At 41.1% G+C, this 16,462-nt stretch carries 12 protein-coding genes; 9 read left to right on the forward strand and 3 right to left on the reverse strand.

Translation table 11 applies throughout. The annotated features are described in order from the left end of the window. Nucleotides 1-8: 8 nt before the first annotated feature. Complete coding sequence (locus tag PX700_RS09505; protein WP_197159967.1) at nucleotides 9-1,142, reverse strand: acyl-CoA desaturase; 1,134 nt, start codon at nucleotides 1,140-1,142, stop codon at nucleotides 9-11. Nucleotides 1,143-1,269: 127 nt separating this feature from the next. Between PX700_RS09505 and fabR the strand changes: the two genes are divergently transcribed. The 6 genes from fabR (at nucleotide 1,270) to PX700_RS09535 (ending at nucleotide 7,862) form a co-directional block, all read left to right on the forward strand. Then, a complete protein-coding gene (gene fabR, locus PX700_RS09510) occupies nucleotides 1,270-1,893 on the forward strand; it encodes an HTH-type transcriptional repressor FabR (RefSeq protein WP_479520582.1) in 624 nt (207 codons plus the stop codon). Nucleotides 1,894-2,298: 405 nt separating this feature from the next. Then, nucleotides 2,299-3,852, forward strand: coding sequence for a 2-isopropylmalate synthase (gene leuA, locus PX700_RS09515; protein WP_008171909.1), 1,554 nt, complete (start codon nucleotides 2,299-2,301; stop codon nucleotides 3,850-3,852). Continuing rightward, on the forward strand, nucleotides 3,849-4,925 hold the full coding sequence (gene leuB / locus PX700_RS09520) for a 3-isopropylmalate dehydrogenase (protein ID WP_479520583.1): 1,077 nt from the start codon (nucleotides 3,849-3,851) through the stop codon (nucleotides 4,923-4,925). The genes leuA and leuB overlap by 4 nt, the downstream gene beginning before the upstream one ends. A gap of 60 nt (nucleotides 4,926-4,985) precedes the next feature. Next, entirely contained in the window at nucleotides 4,986-6,386 is a 1,401-nt protein-coding gene (gene leuC, locus PX700_RS09525; RefSeq protein WP_170072909.1) for a 3-isopropylmalate dehydratase large subunit, read from the forward strand. Next, entirely contained in the window at nucleotides 6,386-6,985 is a 600-nt protein-coding gene (gene leuD, locus PX700_RS09530) for a 3-isopropylmalate dehydratase small subunit (protein WP_024600011.1), read from the forward strand. The genes leuC and leuD overlap by 1 nt, the downstream gene beginning before the upstream one ends. Nucleotides 6,986-7,112: 127 nt before the next feature. Further along, nucleotides 7,113-7,862, forward strand: coding sequence for an NYN domain-containing protein (locus PX700_RS09535; protein ID WP_479520584.1), 750 nt, complete (start codon nucleotides 7,113-7,115; stop codon nucleotides 7,860-7,862). Between the two features lie 95 nt (nucleotides 7,863-7,957). Here PX700_RS09535 and PX700_RS09540 read toward each other — a convergent pair whose 3' ends face one another. Then, nucleotides 7,958-9,457, reverse strand: a complete 1,500-nt coding sequence (locus PX700_RS09540) for a DUF3360 family protein (protein WP_479520585.1) — start codon at nucleotides 9,455-9,457, stop codon at nucleotides 7,958-7,960. Nucleotides 9,458-9,876: 419 nt separating this feature from the next. Between PX700_RS09540 and PX700_RS09545 the strand changes: the two genes are divergently transcribed. After that, on the forward strand, nucleotides 9,877-10,863 hold the full coding sequence (locus PX700_RS09545) for an SRPBCC family protein (protein ID WP_479520586.1): 987 nt from the start codon (nucleotides 9,877-9,879) through the stop codon (nucleotides 10,861-10,863). 87 nt (nucleotides 10,864-10,950) lie between these two features. On the opposite strand, the gene PX700_RS09550 is transcribed toward PX700_RS09545, so the two are convergent. Beyond that, the gene (locus PX700_RS09550) at nucleotides 10,951-12,576 is read right to left on the reverse strand and encodes an endonuclease (RefSeq protein ID WP_479520587.1); all 1,626 of its coding nucleotides are present in this window, start codon (nucleotides 12,574-12,576) and stop codon (nucleotides 10,951-10,953) included. A 303-nt stretch (nucleotides 12,577-12,879) separates the two neighbouring features. Between PX700_RS09550 and PX700_RS09555 the strand changes: the two genes are divergently transcribed. Together PX700_RS09555 and cysI are read left to right on the forward strand one after the other, a co-directional pair. Next, nucleotides 12,880-14,694 (forward strand): assimilatory sulfite reductase (NADPH) flavoprotein subunit, encoded by a 1,815-nt coding sequence (locus PX700_RS09555; protein ID WP_479520588.1) that lies wholly within the window; start codon nucleotides 12,880-12,882, stop codon nucleotides 14,692-14,694. Nucleotides 14,695-14,755: 61 nt separating this feature from the next. After that, nucleotides 14,756-16,453, forward strand: a complete 1,698-nt coding sequence (gene cysI, locus PX700_RS09560; RefSeq protein WP_479520589.1) for an assimilatory sulfite reductase (NADPH) hemoprotein subunit — start codon at nucleotides 14,756-14,758, stop codon at nucleotides 16,451-16,453. Nucleotides 16,454-16,462: the final 9 nt, after the last annotated feature.

A 16,462-nucleotide genomic window follows, 5' to 3' on the forward strand; every position in this document is an offset into this window, starting at 1 on the left:
CTCCTAAATTAATTAAAAGAGGCTTTTAATAACCTCGCATTAAGTGCTAGCCATGCCTGTTTTTGATTTTCCCAGGCGGCTTCCAACTCATGGTATTGTGCCATTAATGCTGAGCGTTCACACTGCTTTGCCATGTTATTTTTTTTAACTTCTAACACTTGTTTTTGTAGTGAACAATAATTTTGCAGTTTTTTCAGCAGTAAATCGTACTCTTGTTGTAATAATGTAATCTTATCTTGCGCTAAAGGCAATTTTGCAAGACGCGTTTGCGTTTTACTCATTAGCGTTTCGGCTTTCGCTTTTTCGATGCGTTCAACTGGCGTACGCTTTAATTTATTAGCTAAACCAACAGCTGCTAAAGAGCGAATCATCCATTTTGTTGGATCGTAATGAAACCATTTAATACCGTTACGGTAGTCGCTTGCAAAAATATGGTGGAAGTTATGGTAACCCTCGCCATAAGTAAATAATGCTAAAAAGCCGTTATCGCGTGCCGTATTTTTTTCGGTGTATGGGCGAGAACCCCAAATATGTGCAACCGAATTAATAAAAAAGGTAAAGTGTTGGCTTAGTACTAAGCGTAGTAAACCTGCAAGAATTAACATACCCCATACATCACCTACCATTAAGCCAAGTGCGAGTGGCAAACCTACGTTCATAGCAATAGCAAGTTTTAAGTAGTGCTTGTGTTGCCACATAACCACTTTATTACGTTGTAAATCACGACAATTACTATAGTCGTTATAGCTATCGCCTTGGTAGTCACGTAACATCCAGCCAATATGGCTGTACCAAAAGCCATTAGTAGCTGCGTAAGGGTCTTTTATTGGGTCGTCAACTTGGCCGTGGTGTATACGGTGATCGCTACTCCAGTGCAAAGCACTGTTTTGTAGTGCAAAAGCACCGCCAAGCGCAAAAATAAATTCAACCGCAGGGTGTGCGTTATAGGTTTTATGTGCCCATAATCGATGGTAACCGGCAGTAATAGATAAGCCCGCATAAAACATGCAGCCTACAAAAGCAATCCAATGCGCGCTGGTAAATCCGTAGCTAATAGCGTACCAAGGTACAAGTGTGGCAGCCGCCAAAAAGGTTAGGCTAAAAAATAGGACGTTTGTCCAAATAATCGGTGGTTTATTCATAATTCTCAATCTCAGCGTACAACTGTAAGCTAAAATAGTATTTCAAACTCTTGGCGTCAAGTATTAGACTAGGGAATTAGGCACATTTTCACTAAAAATTCACATAAATTCATTCTAGGAGCTGTTGATGTCGGGTGTTAGAGCGCAACAGAAACAAAAAACACGACAGGCTTTAATTGAAGCGGCATTTAATCAGCTGAGTGCTGATCATAGTTTTTCGAATTTAAGTTTACGCGAAGTAGCACGAGAAGCCGGTATTGCCCCAACTTCTTTTTATCGTCATTTTAAAGACATGGATGAGCTTGGCTTAACCATGGTAGACGAAGCAGGTTTAACTCTTCGCCAACTAATGCGTCAAGCACGTAGGCGCATAGCAAACGATGGCGGCAGTGTTATAAACACCTCAGTGGTTACGTTTATGGAGTTTATTGATAACTCAAGTAACCAATTTAGATTATTGCTACGAGAACGCTCTGGTACGTCTAAAGCATTTAGAGCCGCTGTAGCCCGCGAGGTAAAACATTTTATTTTAGAGCTGGCTCATTATTTAGAAAGCGAAACTAAATGTAATGCTATGCATGCCTATATTCAGGCTGAATCTATGGTCACTCTGGTATTTAATGCCGGCGCAGAAGCGCTCGACATAGAAGGGCTACAACGCGACGAATTGATTGAGCGCGTTATTTGGCAATTACGTTATATTACTCGCGGCGCGTCGCATTACGTAAGAGAAACGAATAAAGAGGCATAGCTTAAAAAAATTGCAAAAAGTTAATATAAGCACGGTATATTGCAGTGCTTATTAATTTAAGCGCCACTAGTTGCGTATTTGTTATTTTAATTCTCCATGTTGACCTATGTTAAATTAAAAAACCCAATTGAATCGTTTTTAAATCTATTGTGTGGAATATTTATGCTTGCTTGGTGCGGCTATGAATGTTAAAAATAGGCTTCACTGAACACACACACAAGAAAACAAGATGCATATTATTCGTTTAATTACACTAAAACTTAACCTCTTACTGCTATGGCAAGTAAGCGGGGATTAGTGTGTTTGCATCGAGTTAAACACTAAAAACCCCGCAATTGCGGGGTTTTTTTTATCTCGCGGCTGGGATTAATTGAAATTTGGGTAACATAGGAATGAGGGGCAGTTATGCAAGAGCAAGATAAAGTATGGATTTTTGATACCACCTTACGTGATGGCGAACAGGCGCTTAAAGCAAGCCTTACTGAAGATGATAAAATTCAATTAGCACATACAATTAGCCGCTTGAATGTGGATGTGATGGAAGTGGGTTTTCCGGTTTCGAGCCCTGCTGATTTTCGCTCGGTGCAACGTATTGCAACCGAAGTAAAAGGCCCGATTATTTGTGGTTTAGCGCGCTCAGTTGCTAAAGATATTGAAGCCTGTGGCGAAGCACTTCGCACAGCACAACAAAGCCGTATTCATACTTTTATTGCAACTAGCCCTTTGCACCTTGAACATAAATTACGTATGAGCTTAGACGATGCAACGGCAATGGCTGTTAAATCAATTAAATTGGCACGTAACTATACTGATGATGTTGAGTTTTCGTGTGAAGATGCTGGTCGTACGCCGCACTGGGATTTATGTAAAATTGTTGAGCAGGCAATTAACGCCGGAGCTTCAACTATTAACTTGCCAGATACCGTTGGTTTTGTAACGCCTGACGAATACGCCGCTATGATCCGCCATTTAATGAATAACGTGCCAAATATTGATAAAGCGCGTTTAAGTGTGCATTGCCACAACGATTTAGGTTTAGCAGTAGCAAACTCGGTGGCTGCAGTGCAAGCAGGCGCACGCCAAATTGAGTGTACTATTAATGGCATTGGTGAGCGTGCTGGTAACTGCTCGCTTGAAGAAGTGGCGATGATCATGAAAATGCGCCACGACCACTTAAAAGTATACACCGACATAAAAAGTGAAGAAATTTACCGCGCATCTCGCCAAGTGGCTAAAATTTGTAATATGCCAGTACAACCAAATAAAGCGATTGTTGGCGAAAACGCCTTTGCACATAGCTCAGGCATTCACCAAGACGGTGTATTAAAAGCGCAAAATACTTATGAGATTATGTCGCCAGAAAGCGTGGGTGTGCCAAGCAACCAATTAAATATGACTTCACGTTCGGGCCGTCATGTTATTGAGCATCGCTTAGAAGAGTTAGGCTATCAAAAATCTGATTACGATATGGATGGCTTATACAAAAGCTTTATTGAGTTGGCTGACCAAAAAGGCACCGTATACGATTACGACCTTGAGGCAATGATTTACTTTAATCAAATTAACGACAAAGACGAAAAATACCAATTAGAATTTGTTAACTCGGCCTCTAACTCGCAATCGGTAGCAAGCTCTACCATTGGCATGCGCATTGATGGCGAAGCTAAACAAGAAGCCGCGACAGGTAATGGCCCAGTTGAAGCCTCGTTTGCAGCTATTGAGCGCTTAACTGGTATGAGCGTTGAAATGATTGAATATAACTTAGAAGCGACAGGCCAAGGCGCAAGCTCATTAGGCCAAGTAAATATTATAGCTAAATACGATGGCCGACCTTACCACGGTGCGGGCATTGCAGCGGATGTGGTTGAAGCGTCGGTACGCGCCATGATCCGTGTTTATAACTTAATTTATCGTGCACAAAAGGTGTCTGATTTAAAACAACAAAGGAAAGCAGGATGAGTAAAACAAACTACAGCGTTGCCGTTTTAGCTGGCGACGGTATTGGTCCAGAAGTAATGGCAGCAGCAGAGCAAGTATTGGATGCTGTGAGCGATAAGTTTGGTTTTACCCTAAACCGTCAGCATCATGCAATTGGCGGTGCAGCCATTGATGAATTTGGTGAAGCATTACCACCAAAAACACTAAGTGCTTGTGAAAACGCCGATGCTATTTTATTTGGTTCGGTAGGCGGTCCTAAATGGGAAAACTTACCACCAAATGAGCAACCGGAGCGCGCATCGTTATTGCCGCTTCGTAAGCACTTTGGTTTGTTTTGTAATTTACGCCCTGCACAGTTATTACCTGCATTAAGTGCAGCGTCGCCACTTCGCGCAGATATTAGCGAAAAAGGCTTTGATATTTTATGTGTGCGCGAACTAACTGGCGGCATTTACTTTGGCGAAAAAGGCCGCAGTGGTGAAGGCGCAGAAGAGTTTGCATTTGATACGCAAACATACTCACGAAAAGAAATTGAACGTATTGCACGCTTTGCTTTTGAGGCGGCAAAACTACGTAGTAACCACGTAACATCTGTTGATAAAGCCAATGTATTAGCATCAAGCGTATTATGGCGCGAAGTAGTAACCGAAGTAAGCAAAGACTACCCAGAAGTAAGCCTAGATTACATTTACGTAGATAACGCCGCTATGCAGTTAGTTAAGCAGCCTAGCCAGTTTGACGTACTACTTTGCGATAACTTATTTGGCGATATTTTGTCAGATGAGTGCGCTATGATCACAGGCTCAATGGGCTTATTACCTTCGGCAAGTTTGAATCAATCAGGTTTTGGATTGTACGAGCCAGCAGGTGGTTCAGCGCCAGATATTGCAGGCAAAGGCGTTGCAAACCCAATAGCACAAATTTTAAGTGCCGCATTAATGCTACGTTACTCGCTAGGGCAAGACGAAGCTGCTCGCACGATTGAAAAAGCAGTGGCAGAAGCTGTAGAAGCAGGCGTTGGCACACCAGATATATATCCAAATGCAGGTTACAGCACAAGCGATGTGGCAGCAGCCATCGTTTCACGCATTTAATAACATATTAAAGTTGCAGCACCGTTATGCTGCAACTCAAACAGATTAGGGAATTAGCAAGTGGCCCAAACGTTATACGAAAAAATTTGGCAAGCACACACCGTTGCCAGCATAAACGAGCAAACCGACTTACTTTATATTGACCGCCATTTAGTGCATGAAGTTACTTCTCCTCAGGCTTTTGCAGGCTTGCGTGAAAAAAACCGTACTGTACGTTGCCCAGAAAAAACCTTTGCAACGATGGACCATAATGTATCGACTAAAAGCCGATCACTTGATGCCGCAAGCGAAGTATCTAAAAATCAATTAATGGCGCTTGATAAAAACTGTAAAGAGTTTGGTATTGTACTTTACGATTTAAACTCAATTAACCAAGGCATTGTGCACGTAATGGGCCCAGAGCAAGGTATTACTTTGCCAGGCACAACCATTGTATGTGGCGATAGCCATACCTCTACGCATGGTGCGTTTGGCGCATTGGCGCATGGTATTGGTACGTCTGAGGTTGAGCACGTATTAGCAACACAAACGCTACAGCAAAAAAAGGCGAAATCGTTAAAAATTCAAATTAATGGTGTATTGCGTCCAACGGTTACTGCTAAAGATTTAATTATGGCTGTAATTGGCAAGTTAGGTACTGCTGGTGGCACAGGTTATGTAGCAGAGTTTTGTGGTGCAGGCATTGAAGCGCTTTCGATGGAAGCGCGTATGACGCTATGTAATATGAGCATTGAAATGGGTGCTAAAGCGGGTTTAATTGCATCTGACCAAATTACTTATGATTACTTAAAAGGTCGCCCATTTGCACCAAAAGGCGCAGATTTTGATGCAGCTGTAGAATACTGGGAAACATTAAAAACGGATGAAGGCGCACACTTTGATTTAGTTGTTGAGCTAAATGCTGACGACATTCAACCGCAAATTACCTGGGGCACAAGCCCAGAGCAAGTAATTGGTGTTGATGAGTGCATACCTGATCCAGATAAAGAACCAGATTTAATTAAAGCCGATGCTATACGCAGCGCCCTTAAATACATGGACTTAAAAGCGGGCGATAAATTATCAAGCGCAAAAGTAGACACGGTATTTATTGGCTCATGTACAAATAGCCGCATAGAAGATTTACGCGCAGCGGCAAAAATTGTTGAAGGCAAACAGGTGGTAGCCGGCATTGAAGCGTTAATTGTACCGGGCTCTGGCTTAGTTAAAAAACAAGCAGAAGACGAAGGCTTAGCCGATATTTTTAAAGCCGCAGGCTTTGAATGGCGCGAACCGGGTTGCTCAATGTGTTTAGCAATGAACGATGACCGCCTAGAAGCAGGTAAGCGCTGTGCGTCTACTTCTAACCGTAACTTTGAAGGTCGCCAAGGTCGCGGCGGGCGTACCCATTTAGTTAGTCCAGCAATGGCTGCAGCTGCTGCAATACATGGTCACTTTGTTGATATTAGAGGAGAAGCCTAATGAGCGTATTTTTTAGTGGCTTAATGGCCCCACTTGATAAAAACAATGTAGATACTGATCAAATTATTCCTAAGCAATTTTTAACATCAACTAGCCGCGAAGGCTTTGATGCGGCATTGTTTTATGATTGGCGTTACCTAGATAACGACGAGCCAAACCCTGACTTTATTTTAAATCGCCCGTGTTACCAAGGCGCGCAAATATTATTAACGCGCGATAACTTTGGCTGTGGCTCATCTCGTGAGCATGCACCATGGGCACTTAAGCAATATGGTTTTGAAGTGATTTTAGCTGAAAGCTTTGCAGATATTTTCTTTAATAACTGTGGTAACAACCAAATGTTAGCCATAGCGTTACCTGCCGATACGCTTGAGCAATTGTTTGTACTTAGCGAGCAGCACGACGATATTAACATTGAAATCGATCTTGAAAATCAAACACTAACAAGCAGTAAATTTGCGCCAATTAACTTTGATATTAGTAAAGAAGTAAAAGAGCGCTTATTAAGTGGCTTAGATTTTATCGGTGTAACCGAAACGCTAAACCCACAAATTGATGCGTTTGAAAAACAACTCGCTGCTGAGCGTTCTTGGCAGTAACGCTAAATATATTTGACATGATCGTCAGCATACAGTAAATTTGATGTATCGGCTCGGCACAGCTCATATCCATATTTTTAGCGGATATCAGCAGTCCCGGGCTTTTTGCGTTTTTGTGAGCATATAAATGGATAATAAAATTGCAGTTTTTGTAGACGGAGGGTTCTTTGTAAGGCGGGTAGAGTTCTTTAGCCGGAAATACTTTGGGGCTCAGAAAGTCTTACCTGAACATATGGTTTCCATAATGTTGCACATCATAGACCAACATCAAGTCCATTTGAAAAAAGATATTCTCTATCGTATTTATTACTACGACGCACCTCCTTTTACTGAGCAGTTACGCGAACCGGTTGTACGACCGGGAGAGAAAGGAGGGGCAAGAACGAAGAACTTTAAGACAGATCCTAGAACTATTCGACAGCTAGACCTTCACCAGCAACTATCGAAAACGAGAAAAGTTGCTTTGCGAATGGGTGAGCTTGCTGCTACTAAGCGTTGGATTCTCAACGAATACGCTCAAAAAAGTTTGCTAAAAGGGGATAAGCGTATTGACGAACTCACGCCCGAGGATTTCCATCCTGATTTTCAACAAAAAGGCGTAGATACGCGTATAGGTATAGATATAACCACTCTTACTCTTAGCCAGTTTGTAGATACTATGGTTCTAATAGCTTCTGATGCTGACTTCGTTCCGGCTGCAAAGTTAGCTCGTACTCATGGTGTAGATGTTGTTCTTGATCCGCTATTCGGCACTGTAGCAAAAGGTCTTGAAAAGCACATCGATGGTAAAAAATCTTTTGATATTGTGAAAAAGTTATCTGAACTTTTTAATGTTCAACCAAACCCTATACCAGAATGGTGGGGTGTTGGTGATTGACATTCTTCTAATCGAAGCGAGTTAAATAAATATCAAAAAAGCACGGCAATTGCCGTGCTTTTTTGTGGGTAAATATTAGATATGGTAGCTAAAGATTAATGCCTAAATTCAGCCATTAACGCAGGTATGCCAGGTAACATGCCTACAATTGCCATTACAGTGGTAAGTAGCACAAACATAATAAGTGGAATCACCCAGCGGCTCATTTTAGTTAACTCAGCGCTGCGCTCTTTACAGCCAATTAGCCCTAAGTTATCAAGTAGCATAGTAAGTGACCAGCCAAAGGCCGGATTAACCAAGGTTGAAGCAAATACCACAATAGCGGCTGATTGCGTTGTTTTACCTTCGCGTGTCATTTCCATGCCAGCTTCAAGTAGTGGGATAAACACGCCCACAATAAGTGCTACACACAATACAGGCTGCCAAATTGCTAAATCCATAGGGTAACCCCATAAACCAGCAATAATACAAAATAATGCAGTTAAAATAGCGCCAGCAGGAATAGGGCGCTTAGCAATAGCGGCAGGCACAATATAAGTCCCCCAAGAGGACGCAAAGTTAGCACCGCCGGCAAGTGAGCCAAACGTTTGTCTAACCGATGCGCTTAGCATGGTATCGTCGATATTCATTTGCACTTTTTCGGTGCGTTGTGGATAGCTTATTTTTTGAAATACTTGATGGCCTAAAAAGTCTGGCGACCACATGGCGACAGCAAGTACAGCGAAAGGGAGTACAACAACAAAGCTTTCAAGTGTTGGTAGGCCAAGCATCCAACCTGTATTTTCGCCCCACCAGTACCCAGGATTCATATTTGGTAAACCCGGTGCAGTATGAAATTCAAATGGGGCACCTAAAGCAAAGGCAACCACGCCACCAATAAGACAGCTTAACGGCACCGCTAACCAACGCTTTTTAAAGTGCTCTAAAAGTGCATACAATAAAATGGTGGCTAAAATAACAATAAATGCAATGTGTGCCATATCAATGGCTTCAGCCCAAGCAAACAGCTTTTTAACTTGCGAAATAGTGCCAATAAAGCCCAAATAAATGAGTAGTCCGCCACACACACCTTTACTGGTTAGGCGCGCGAGCATACTTCCTCCCTTGGTTATGGCTAAAATAAAACCAAAGGCACCAATGAGTAAGCCAAACGCCATAGGGTGACCGCCCGCAGCAACTACAATAGGAATTAATGGAATAAGCGGGCCGTGAGTACCGGCTAAGTTAGCCGTGGGTAAAATAAAGCCCGAAAATAAGATGATAAAAATAGAAACAATGAGTAATTCGTAACGCACATTTTCTAAAACAAACGCATCGCCTAAACCAAGAGGTGCCGCAAATGTTGCTGCAATAGCGCCCACCATAACCACTTTACCAATAGTGCCGGCCATTGCTGGAATGGTGTCTTCAAATTCAAATCGGTAATCTCTAAACGGTAAATTAGGACGCCAACGTTTAGGCTGCATAATTTGTAATTCATGTTCGAGATACTCGTCGCGAGTATTAAACTCTGAACTCGGTTTATGAAGCTGCTCGTAGCTTTGAGCGTCCTTGTGCGTGTTTGATGGTGCATCACCGGGCGGTGTAGTTTGCATGCGTTCTCCTGCAACATTGTTGCTTAGTCAAATAAATACGGCTTTTGTTAAAGCAAATGAATATTGAATATGCAGGGTAAATCAGCTTTTAGGCTGGGATGTATAGGCAAAAGGTCGTGCATGGTTGTTTTTAATACAGTTAATCTGAAAAACAGCTTTACGTTAAAAATTATAAAATTACAGATATAGGTTGAAAACCACTAAAAATCAAGTGTTTGCGTTTTATTTTAAAGGGGTGAAGGACTGTTTGCAGAATAGTATCGTGTTAATGGCAGGTTATTATCCTTTAGTCTTAGTGGTTGTTAAAGCCGTTATATTTCAAGCTATTTTTTTACAGCAGCCGTTAATTTCGTTTTATTTGTGGTGAAATAATACTTCTGTTACTTTCGGGTTGTTAATAACAATAATAAAGAATAGAGATGCAACTCAACTCCCCTAAATCAATTGGTATTTTACTTGGTACGCTTTACGGCATATTTATGCGGCTATTTGTAGAGCTAGTCAATGCTTATAATTTAGGTGATCTTGTCTCTATATCATTTATGTTTTTAGTGCCTGTTGCTATTGGTTATATTCGTATTCACTTTGAGTATAACGAATCAAAAACATTAACTAAAAGGCAAATGATCACGATTGCTTGGCAGCCAATTTTTGTTTTTTTACTTGTAAGTGTTATTACGTTACTGGAAGGTAGTATTTGTGTGGCAATGGCTTTGCCTGCTTTTATGTTTTTTTCCAGCATTGGTGGATTACTTGCGGGCTTTGTTAGAAAGCGCAAAATAAAAAAAGCGAATAGCTCCTTATTATCAATTGCCTTGTTGCCTATATTGCTCTCACCTATTGAAGTTAATTTTTTACATTCATCAAAAATATACGAAGTAACAAACTCTATAACAATTAATGCACCCATCAATGTTGTGTGGCAGCAGTTAGCAAATGTGAGTGATATAAAACCACAGGAAGTGCCTTTTTCACTCACTCAATTAATTGGTGTACCAAAGCCATTAAAGGCAAGTATGAATGCTAGCGGTATAGGCGCTGTTCGCACAAGTACTTGGCAAAAAGGCGTTGTGTTTAAAGAAGTAATAACCGACTGGCAGCCAAACAAAAAAATGCTTTATAAGTTTGAAATAAACCCAGATTTAATACCGGATGATGCACTTGATAAGCACGTAAAGCTTGGCGGTGAATACTTTTCTCCACTTTATGGAGGTTATCAGCTAAGTGAAGGTAAAAGCGGCAATACGATTTTAACATTAAAAACGACCGTGCAAGATAATACAAATTTTGGTGTTTATTCGCGAATATGGGGTGAGGTGATATTTCAAGATTTTCATCACTCACTGTTAACGCTGATGAAAAACAGAGCTGAAAAATCGACTACCGCAGCTGTTTCCTACAATTAGCTTAAATCATTGTGACTATAAAAATATTACACACTAAAAGTTAAAAGCCTTTGCAATTGCAAAGGCTTATGTTTTAGCTGCTAACTTTTACCAAATCATTTCTACAAATTCAGGGTGGTCGATATACGGGTTACGATTACCTTGAAACTCAAACGCCGCTTGGTTACGGTCAAGTTCCATTTGGCTTACAGGGTCACTGTTATGCCAATTTAATAGCATGGCTACAACCCAGCTTTCAAAGACTTTATTGCTTGAGCCATTAAGTACCGCATTACTTGAAGTTGTTTTAGTTTGCCAAGAACCAATTACATTTTCGTAGCGCGTTGCCATGTAAAAATAAGCGCGAGCAAAGTCACCTTTAAATTCGTCAATTGGCTCAAACACAGTACCTGAGTAATTTAACGAACTTGCGGCAGAACCTAATTTACTTCCGTTAGTTGATGTAAATGAAGCGCTTGCTACTTCACCAAATGGGAAATTACTGCGTTTTGAGTTTACATAACCGTCGGTTGCGTAAATATGATGCACATCTGAGTTCATTGGCTCAATAGTGCCGCCAAACCAGCTTTTAGGGAATGAATGCTCACGGTTGTAACAGCCGCCTTCTCCACTATAGTTACCACATTGATCGCTCACAGCAGCATAATTGTAGCTGTCGGAACCGTTTGGTTTTTCGCTATACATATCTAAAATGCTGTTATCGTTTTCAAAGTATTTATCACGTGCTGATGAGTCGTAAAAATTCCAAATAGCCGAGTAACCCTGTGCATTATGATCTTTAATAATATTATAAAGCTCAGTTTTTAGTGCATAACCCGATAACCCTTGAGCAGTAACATAGTAGCCAGTGGGTGTTGGGTTGGTCCCGCCGCCATCACCAGAGCCACCACCTAAAGTAAATGCCGTGCTGTCTGTATTATTAAAACTTGCACCGCTAGCAAGTGTGGTAGAGCCTTGTTTAAGCGCATAACTGCCACTACCTGTTGAACAACACATGCCATCGCCGTAGCTGTCGTTAATAACAAGTGTGTAAACACCATCAGTTAGGCATATTTGTTCATCATACTGAGTGTTTGATGCGTAACCACTGCCATTGGCAATTGCACTACCTTGGTTATTATTAACGGTCCAGCTAGTTTCGCTACCGTAGTTATCGGTATTAAGCGTTAAGGTAAGGTTATTGTCAGTACAGCTTGTAGATGAACCACCATCGGTATTAGGTAAAAAGTTATCTACGTATACGGTTTCGCTGCCATCAAATCCACTTACATCGTAAAAGCGCAGGCCGACATTAATCGTTTTATTACTGCTTGCTGTGTAACTATGGCTAATAGTTTGCCATTGATTAGTTTGTGCCTGATTTGAATAGCCTTGGTAACCATCTACATACAAGCGCGCTTTAATTTTTCCTTCGGTGTGGTAAACATCAGCCGAAAAGTTATAGGTTTTACCTACTTCTACAGTAACTTGTTGTAATAAATCGGTGTTACTTTGCGATCCTGTATTTACATTTACAGCGGCAGAGCTGCTACCACTTTTAACTGTGCTGGTTGAGCGCGTTAAGCTGATTCCGCTATCAATAGTGCTCCAAGAACTAGGTGTATTACCTGACCATTGCTCAAAGCCGCCATTAGTTACATTGGCCATTACAGGTAATGATCCCAGCAACAATGCGGTACTAAGTAGTCTATTTTTATATTTCCCGTGTAACATGGTTGTTCCTATTTTAATTTTGAAAGTGAAATATACCCTACATTAGTTTAGTTACAAAATTGTTAATTTAAAATGCAGTAAAAAGCAATAATTGCTCTTTAAACTGTTTTTGAAGGTGTTTTTATAAATTAATAACTAAATGGAATATCAAAGCAGATTCTATTCTTTTTTTATCTATGCTGAGCCCGTTATCCTACAAACTTAGAAAACCTCAACAGACACGCTCTGGATGAGGTAAAACTCATTTTTAACAATACACAAAGTGTGTTGTGTTTAATTTTCAGGGTTATGGGGAATCGATTCATGTTGTTAGGTCAACTAAATGCTGCGGCAAGCCCGCTATCGCAAGATCAAGTACAAAAGCTGCAAGGTTTAGTAGCTGAGCTTAATCCAATTCAACAAGCATGGGTAAGCGGTTACTTAGCTGCAAATGCTAACTCAGCTGCATTAGGTGCTCATACTGCTGGCGTACCGGCCGCAGGAGATGCAGCAGCGCTAACTATTTTATATGGTTCGCAAACAGGTAACGCAAAAGGCGTAGCAAGCAAAATGAAAGAGCAGGCTGAGTCGCGCGGCTTAGCCGTTAAGCTTGTTAGCATGTCAGATTACAAACCAACCGCCCTGAAAAAAGAAAAGTTTTTAACTATCGTTGTATCTACTTACGGCGAAGGTGAGCCACCAGAAGACGCAGAAACACTTCACGAGTTTTTGGCAACTAAGAAAGCACCAAAACTAGACGATGTAAAAATAGCCGTTATTGGTTTAGGTGATTCTAGCTATGAGTTTTTCTGCCAAACAGCGAAAGATTTTGAAGAGCGTTTAAATAAACTAGGTGCGCAAACTATATATCAACGTGCTGATTTAGATGTAGATTATGAAGAAGAAGCTGCAACATGGATTGCGGGCGCAATTGATGCATTTGAACCTGATTTAAAAGCGCAACAAGATGCAGCCGGTGGCCAAGTTGTATCAATGCCATTTGGTGCACCAACAACAGCTTCAAGCCAATATACAAAACAAAACCCATTTGAAGCAGAGCTATTAACGGTTCAAAAAATTACCGGTCGCGACTCAACTAAAGATGTACGCCATGTTGAAATTTCGCTTGAAGGTTCTGACATTACTTACACACCAGGTGACTCATTAGGTGTTTACTTTTTAAATGACGATGTATTAGTTGATGAAGTACTTACACTTACTCAAATAGATGCAACAAGCATTGTAAAAGTAGGTGATGAAGAGCTAAGTGTACGTGATGCACTTATTGAAAAACTAGAGCTGACTCAGTCATACCCTGGTTTTGTAGAAAAATATGCAACAGCAACAGGTACGCCTGAATTATTAAAGCTTGTAGAAGATAAAGCCGCAATGCGTGCGTATATTGAACCTCGTCAAATATATGATGTAATTCGCCAAAACCCAGCAAAGCTTGATGCGCAAACATTAGTAGATTGCCTACGTAAATTACAAGCGCGTTTATATTCAATTGCATCTAGCCAAGCCGAGGTTGAAGACGAAGTACATTTAACACTAGGTCTAGTGCAGTTTGATGCATTTGATAGCGAGCATTTAGGTGGCTGTACTGGTTACTTAACTCGCCGTGCTGAAGAAGGCTGTAAAGTTAAAGTATTTAGTGAACATAACGATAATTTCCGCTTACCAACAAACGATGATACACCTGTGATCATGGTAGGCCCTGGTACAGGTATTGCGCCGTTCCGTGCATTTTTACAAGAGCGTGACTCGCGTGAGGCACAAGGCAAAAACTGGTTGTTTTTTGGTAACCCACATTTTACCCAAGACTTTTTATACCAAGTAGAAATACAGGGTTATTTAAAATCGGGTTTACTTAACAAAGTAGATGTAGCATTTAGCCGCGACCAAGCCGAAAAAGTATACGTACAAGACAAGTTACGCAGTAACAGTAAAGCCGTGTTTGAATGGTTAGAAGCGGGCGCTCACTTTTATATTTGTGGCGATGCAAATCGCATGGCAAAAGATGTGCACAACGCCTTGCTTGATATCGTTAAAGAAAACACAGGTAAGAGTAACGAAGACGCAGAGCAATACTTAAAAGATTTACGTAGCGCAAACCGCTATCAGAAAGACGTGTATTAATCACGTTTCTTATTTTATTTAACAGCTAACAGCCGTCACTGTAACAAATTTAGGATTTAAAATGAGCGAACAAGATAAAAACGTAAAACTTTCTGATAACGAACGTTTGAAAAGAGAAAGTAACTTTTTACGTGGCACCATAGAGCAAGATTTAAAAGACGAAATTACCGGTGGTTTTACTGCCGATAACTTTCAGTTAATACGTTTTCATGGCATGTACCAACAAGATGACCGCGATATACGTGGTGAGCGTGCTAAGCAAAAGCTAGAGCCGCTACATAATGTAATGTTACGTGCACGTATGCCGGGCGGTATTATTAAGCCAGAGCAGTGGTTAGCAATCGACAAGTTTGCAGATGACAAAACAAGCTACGGCAGCATTCGTTTAACAACGCGTCAAACGTTTCAGTTTCATGGTGTATTAAAGCCAAATATTAAAGGCATGCACCAAATGCTTGATAGCGTAGGTATAGACTCTATTGCTACAGCGGGTGACGTTAACCGTAATGTGCTTTGTACTACTAACCCCGTTGAATCTGAGCTACATCAAGAAGCATACGACTGGGCTGCAAAAATTTCTGAGCATTTATTACCAAAAACGAAAGCGTATGCCGAAATTTGGTTAAATGGCGAAAAAGCAGAAACCACAGAAGAACCAATTTTAGGGTCTAATTACTTACCGCGTAAATTTAAAACAACGGTGACTATTCCACCTAACAACGAAGTTGATGTTCACGCTAACGATTTAAACTTTGTGGCAATTGCTGATAACGGAAAGCTTGTAGGTTTTAACGTATTAGTAGGTGGTGGCCTAGCCATGACCCACGGCGATACAGCAACGTATCCGCGTAAGGCTGATGACTTTGGCTTTATCACACTAGAAGATACTTTAAAAATTGCAGAGCATGTTGTATCTGTGCAGCGCGATTGGGGTAATCGTTCAAACCGTAAAAATGCTAAAACAAAATACACACTAGACCGTGTAGGCGTTGATGTATTTAAAGCTGAAGTAGAAAAACGCTCAGGTGTTACGTTTGCACCAAGTCGTCCGTTTGAGTTTACTCATCGTGGCGATCGCATTGGTTGGGTTGAAGGTATTGATGGTAAGCACCACTTAACGTTATTTATTCAAAGTGGTCGTATTTTAGACTACCCAAATAAGCCGCTTAAAACAGGTTGTCGTAAAATCGCTGAAGTTCACCAGGGTGATATGCGTATGACGGCAAACCAAAACTTAATTATTGCCGGTGTACCTGCCGATCAAAAAGCAGTGATTGAAGAAATTGCTCGTAGCCATGGCTTAATTGATGACAATGACTCACAGCAGCGTAAAAATTCTATGGCGTGTGTTTCACTGCCAACGTGTCCACTTGCAATGGCTGAGGCAGAGCGTTACTTACCAAGCTTAGTTGAAAAAACTGAGGCACTGCTTGCTAAGCACGGTATACCAGATGACAGCATTATTATGCGCGTTGTGGGTTGCCCGAACGGCTGTGGCCGCGCAATGCTTGCAGAAGCAGGCTTAGTAGGTAAAGGCCCAGGTAAATACAACGTTTACTTAGGTGGTAATTTAGAAGGCACGCGTATTCCTAAATTGTACCTTGAGAACGTAGGCGAAGATGTTTACCTAGAAGCATTCGATAAGCTAATTGGGCAATGGGCTAAAGAGCGTAACGACGGTGAGTGTTTTGGTGACTTTGTTATACGCAAAGGCATTGTTGCTGAAGTAAAAGTATCAGTAACCGATTTTCACGCATAATTTAATACC

Source organism: Pseudoalteromonas sp. TP27 (assembly GCF_056470645.1).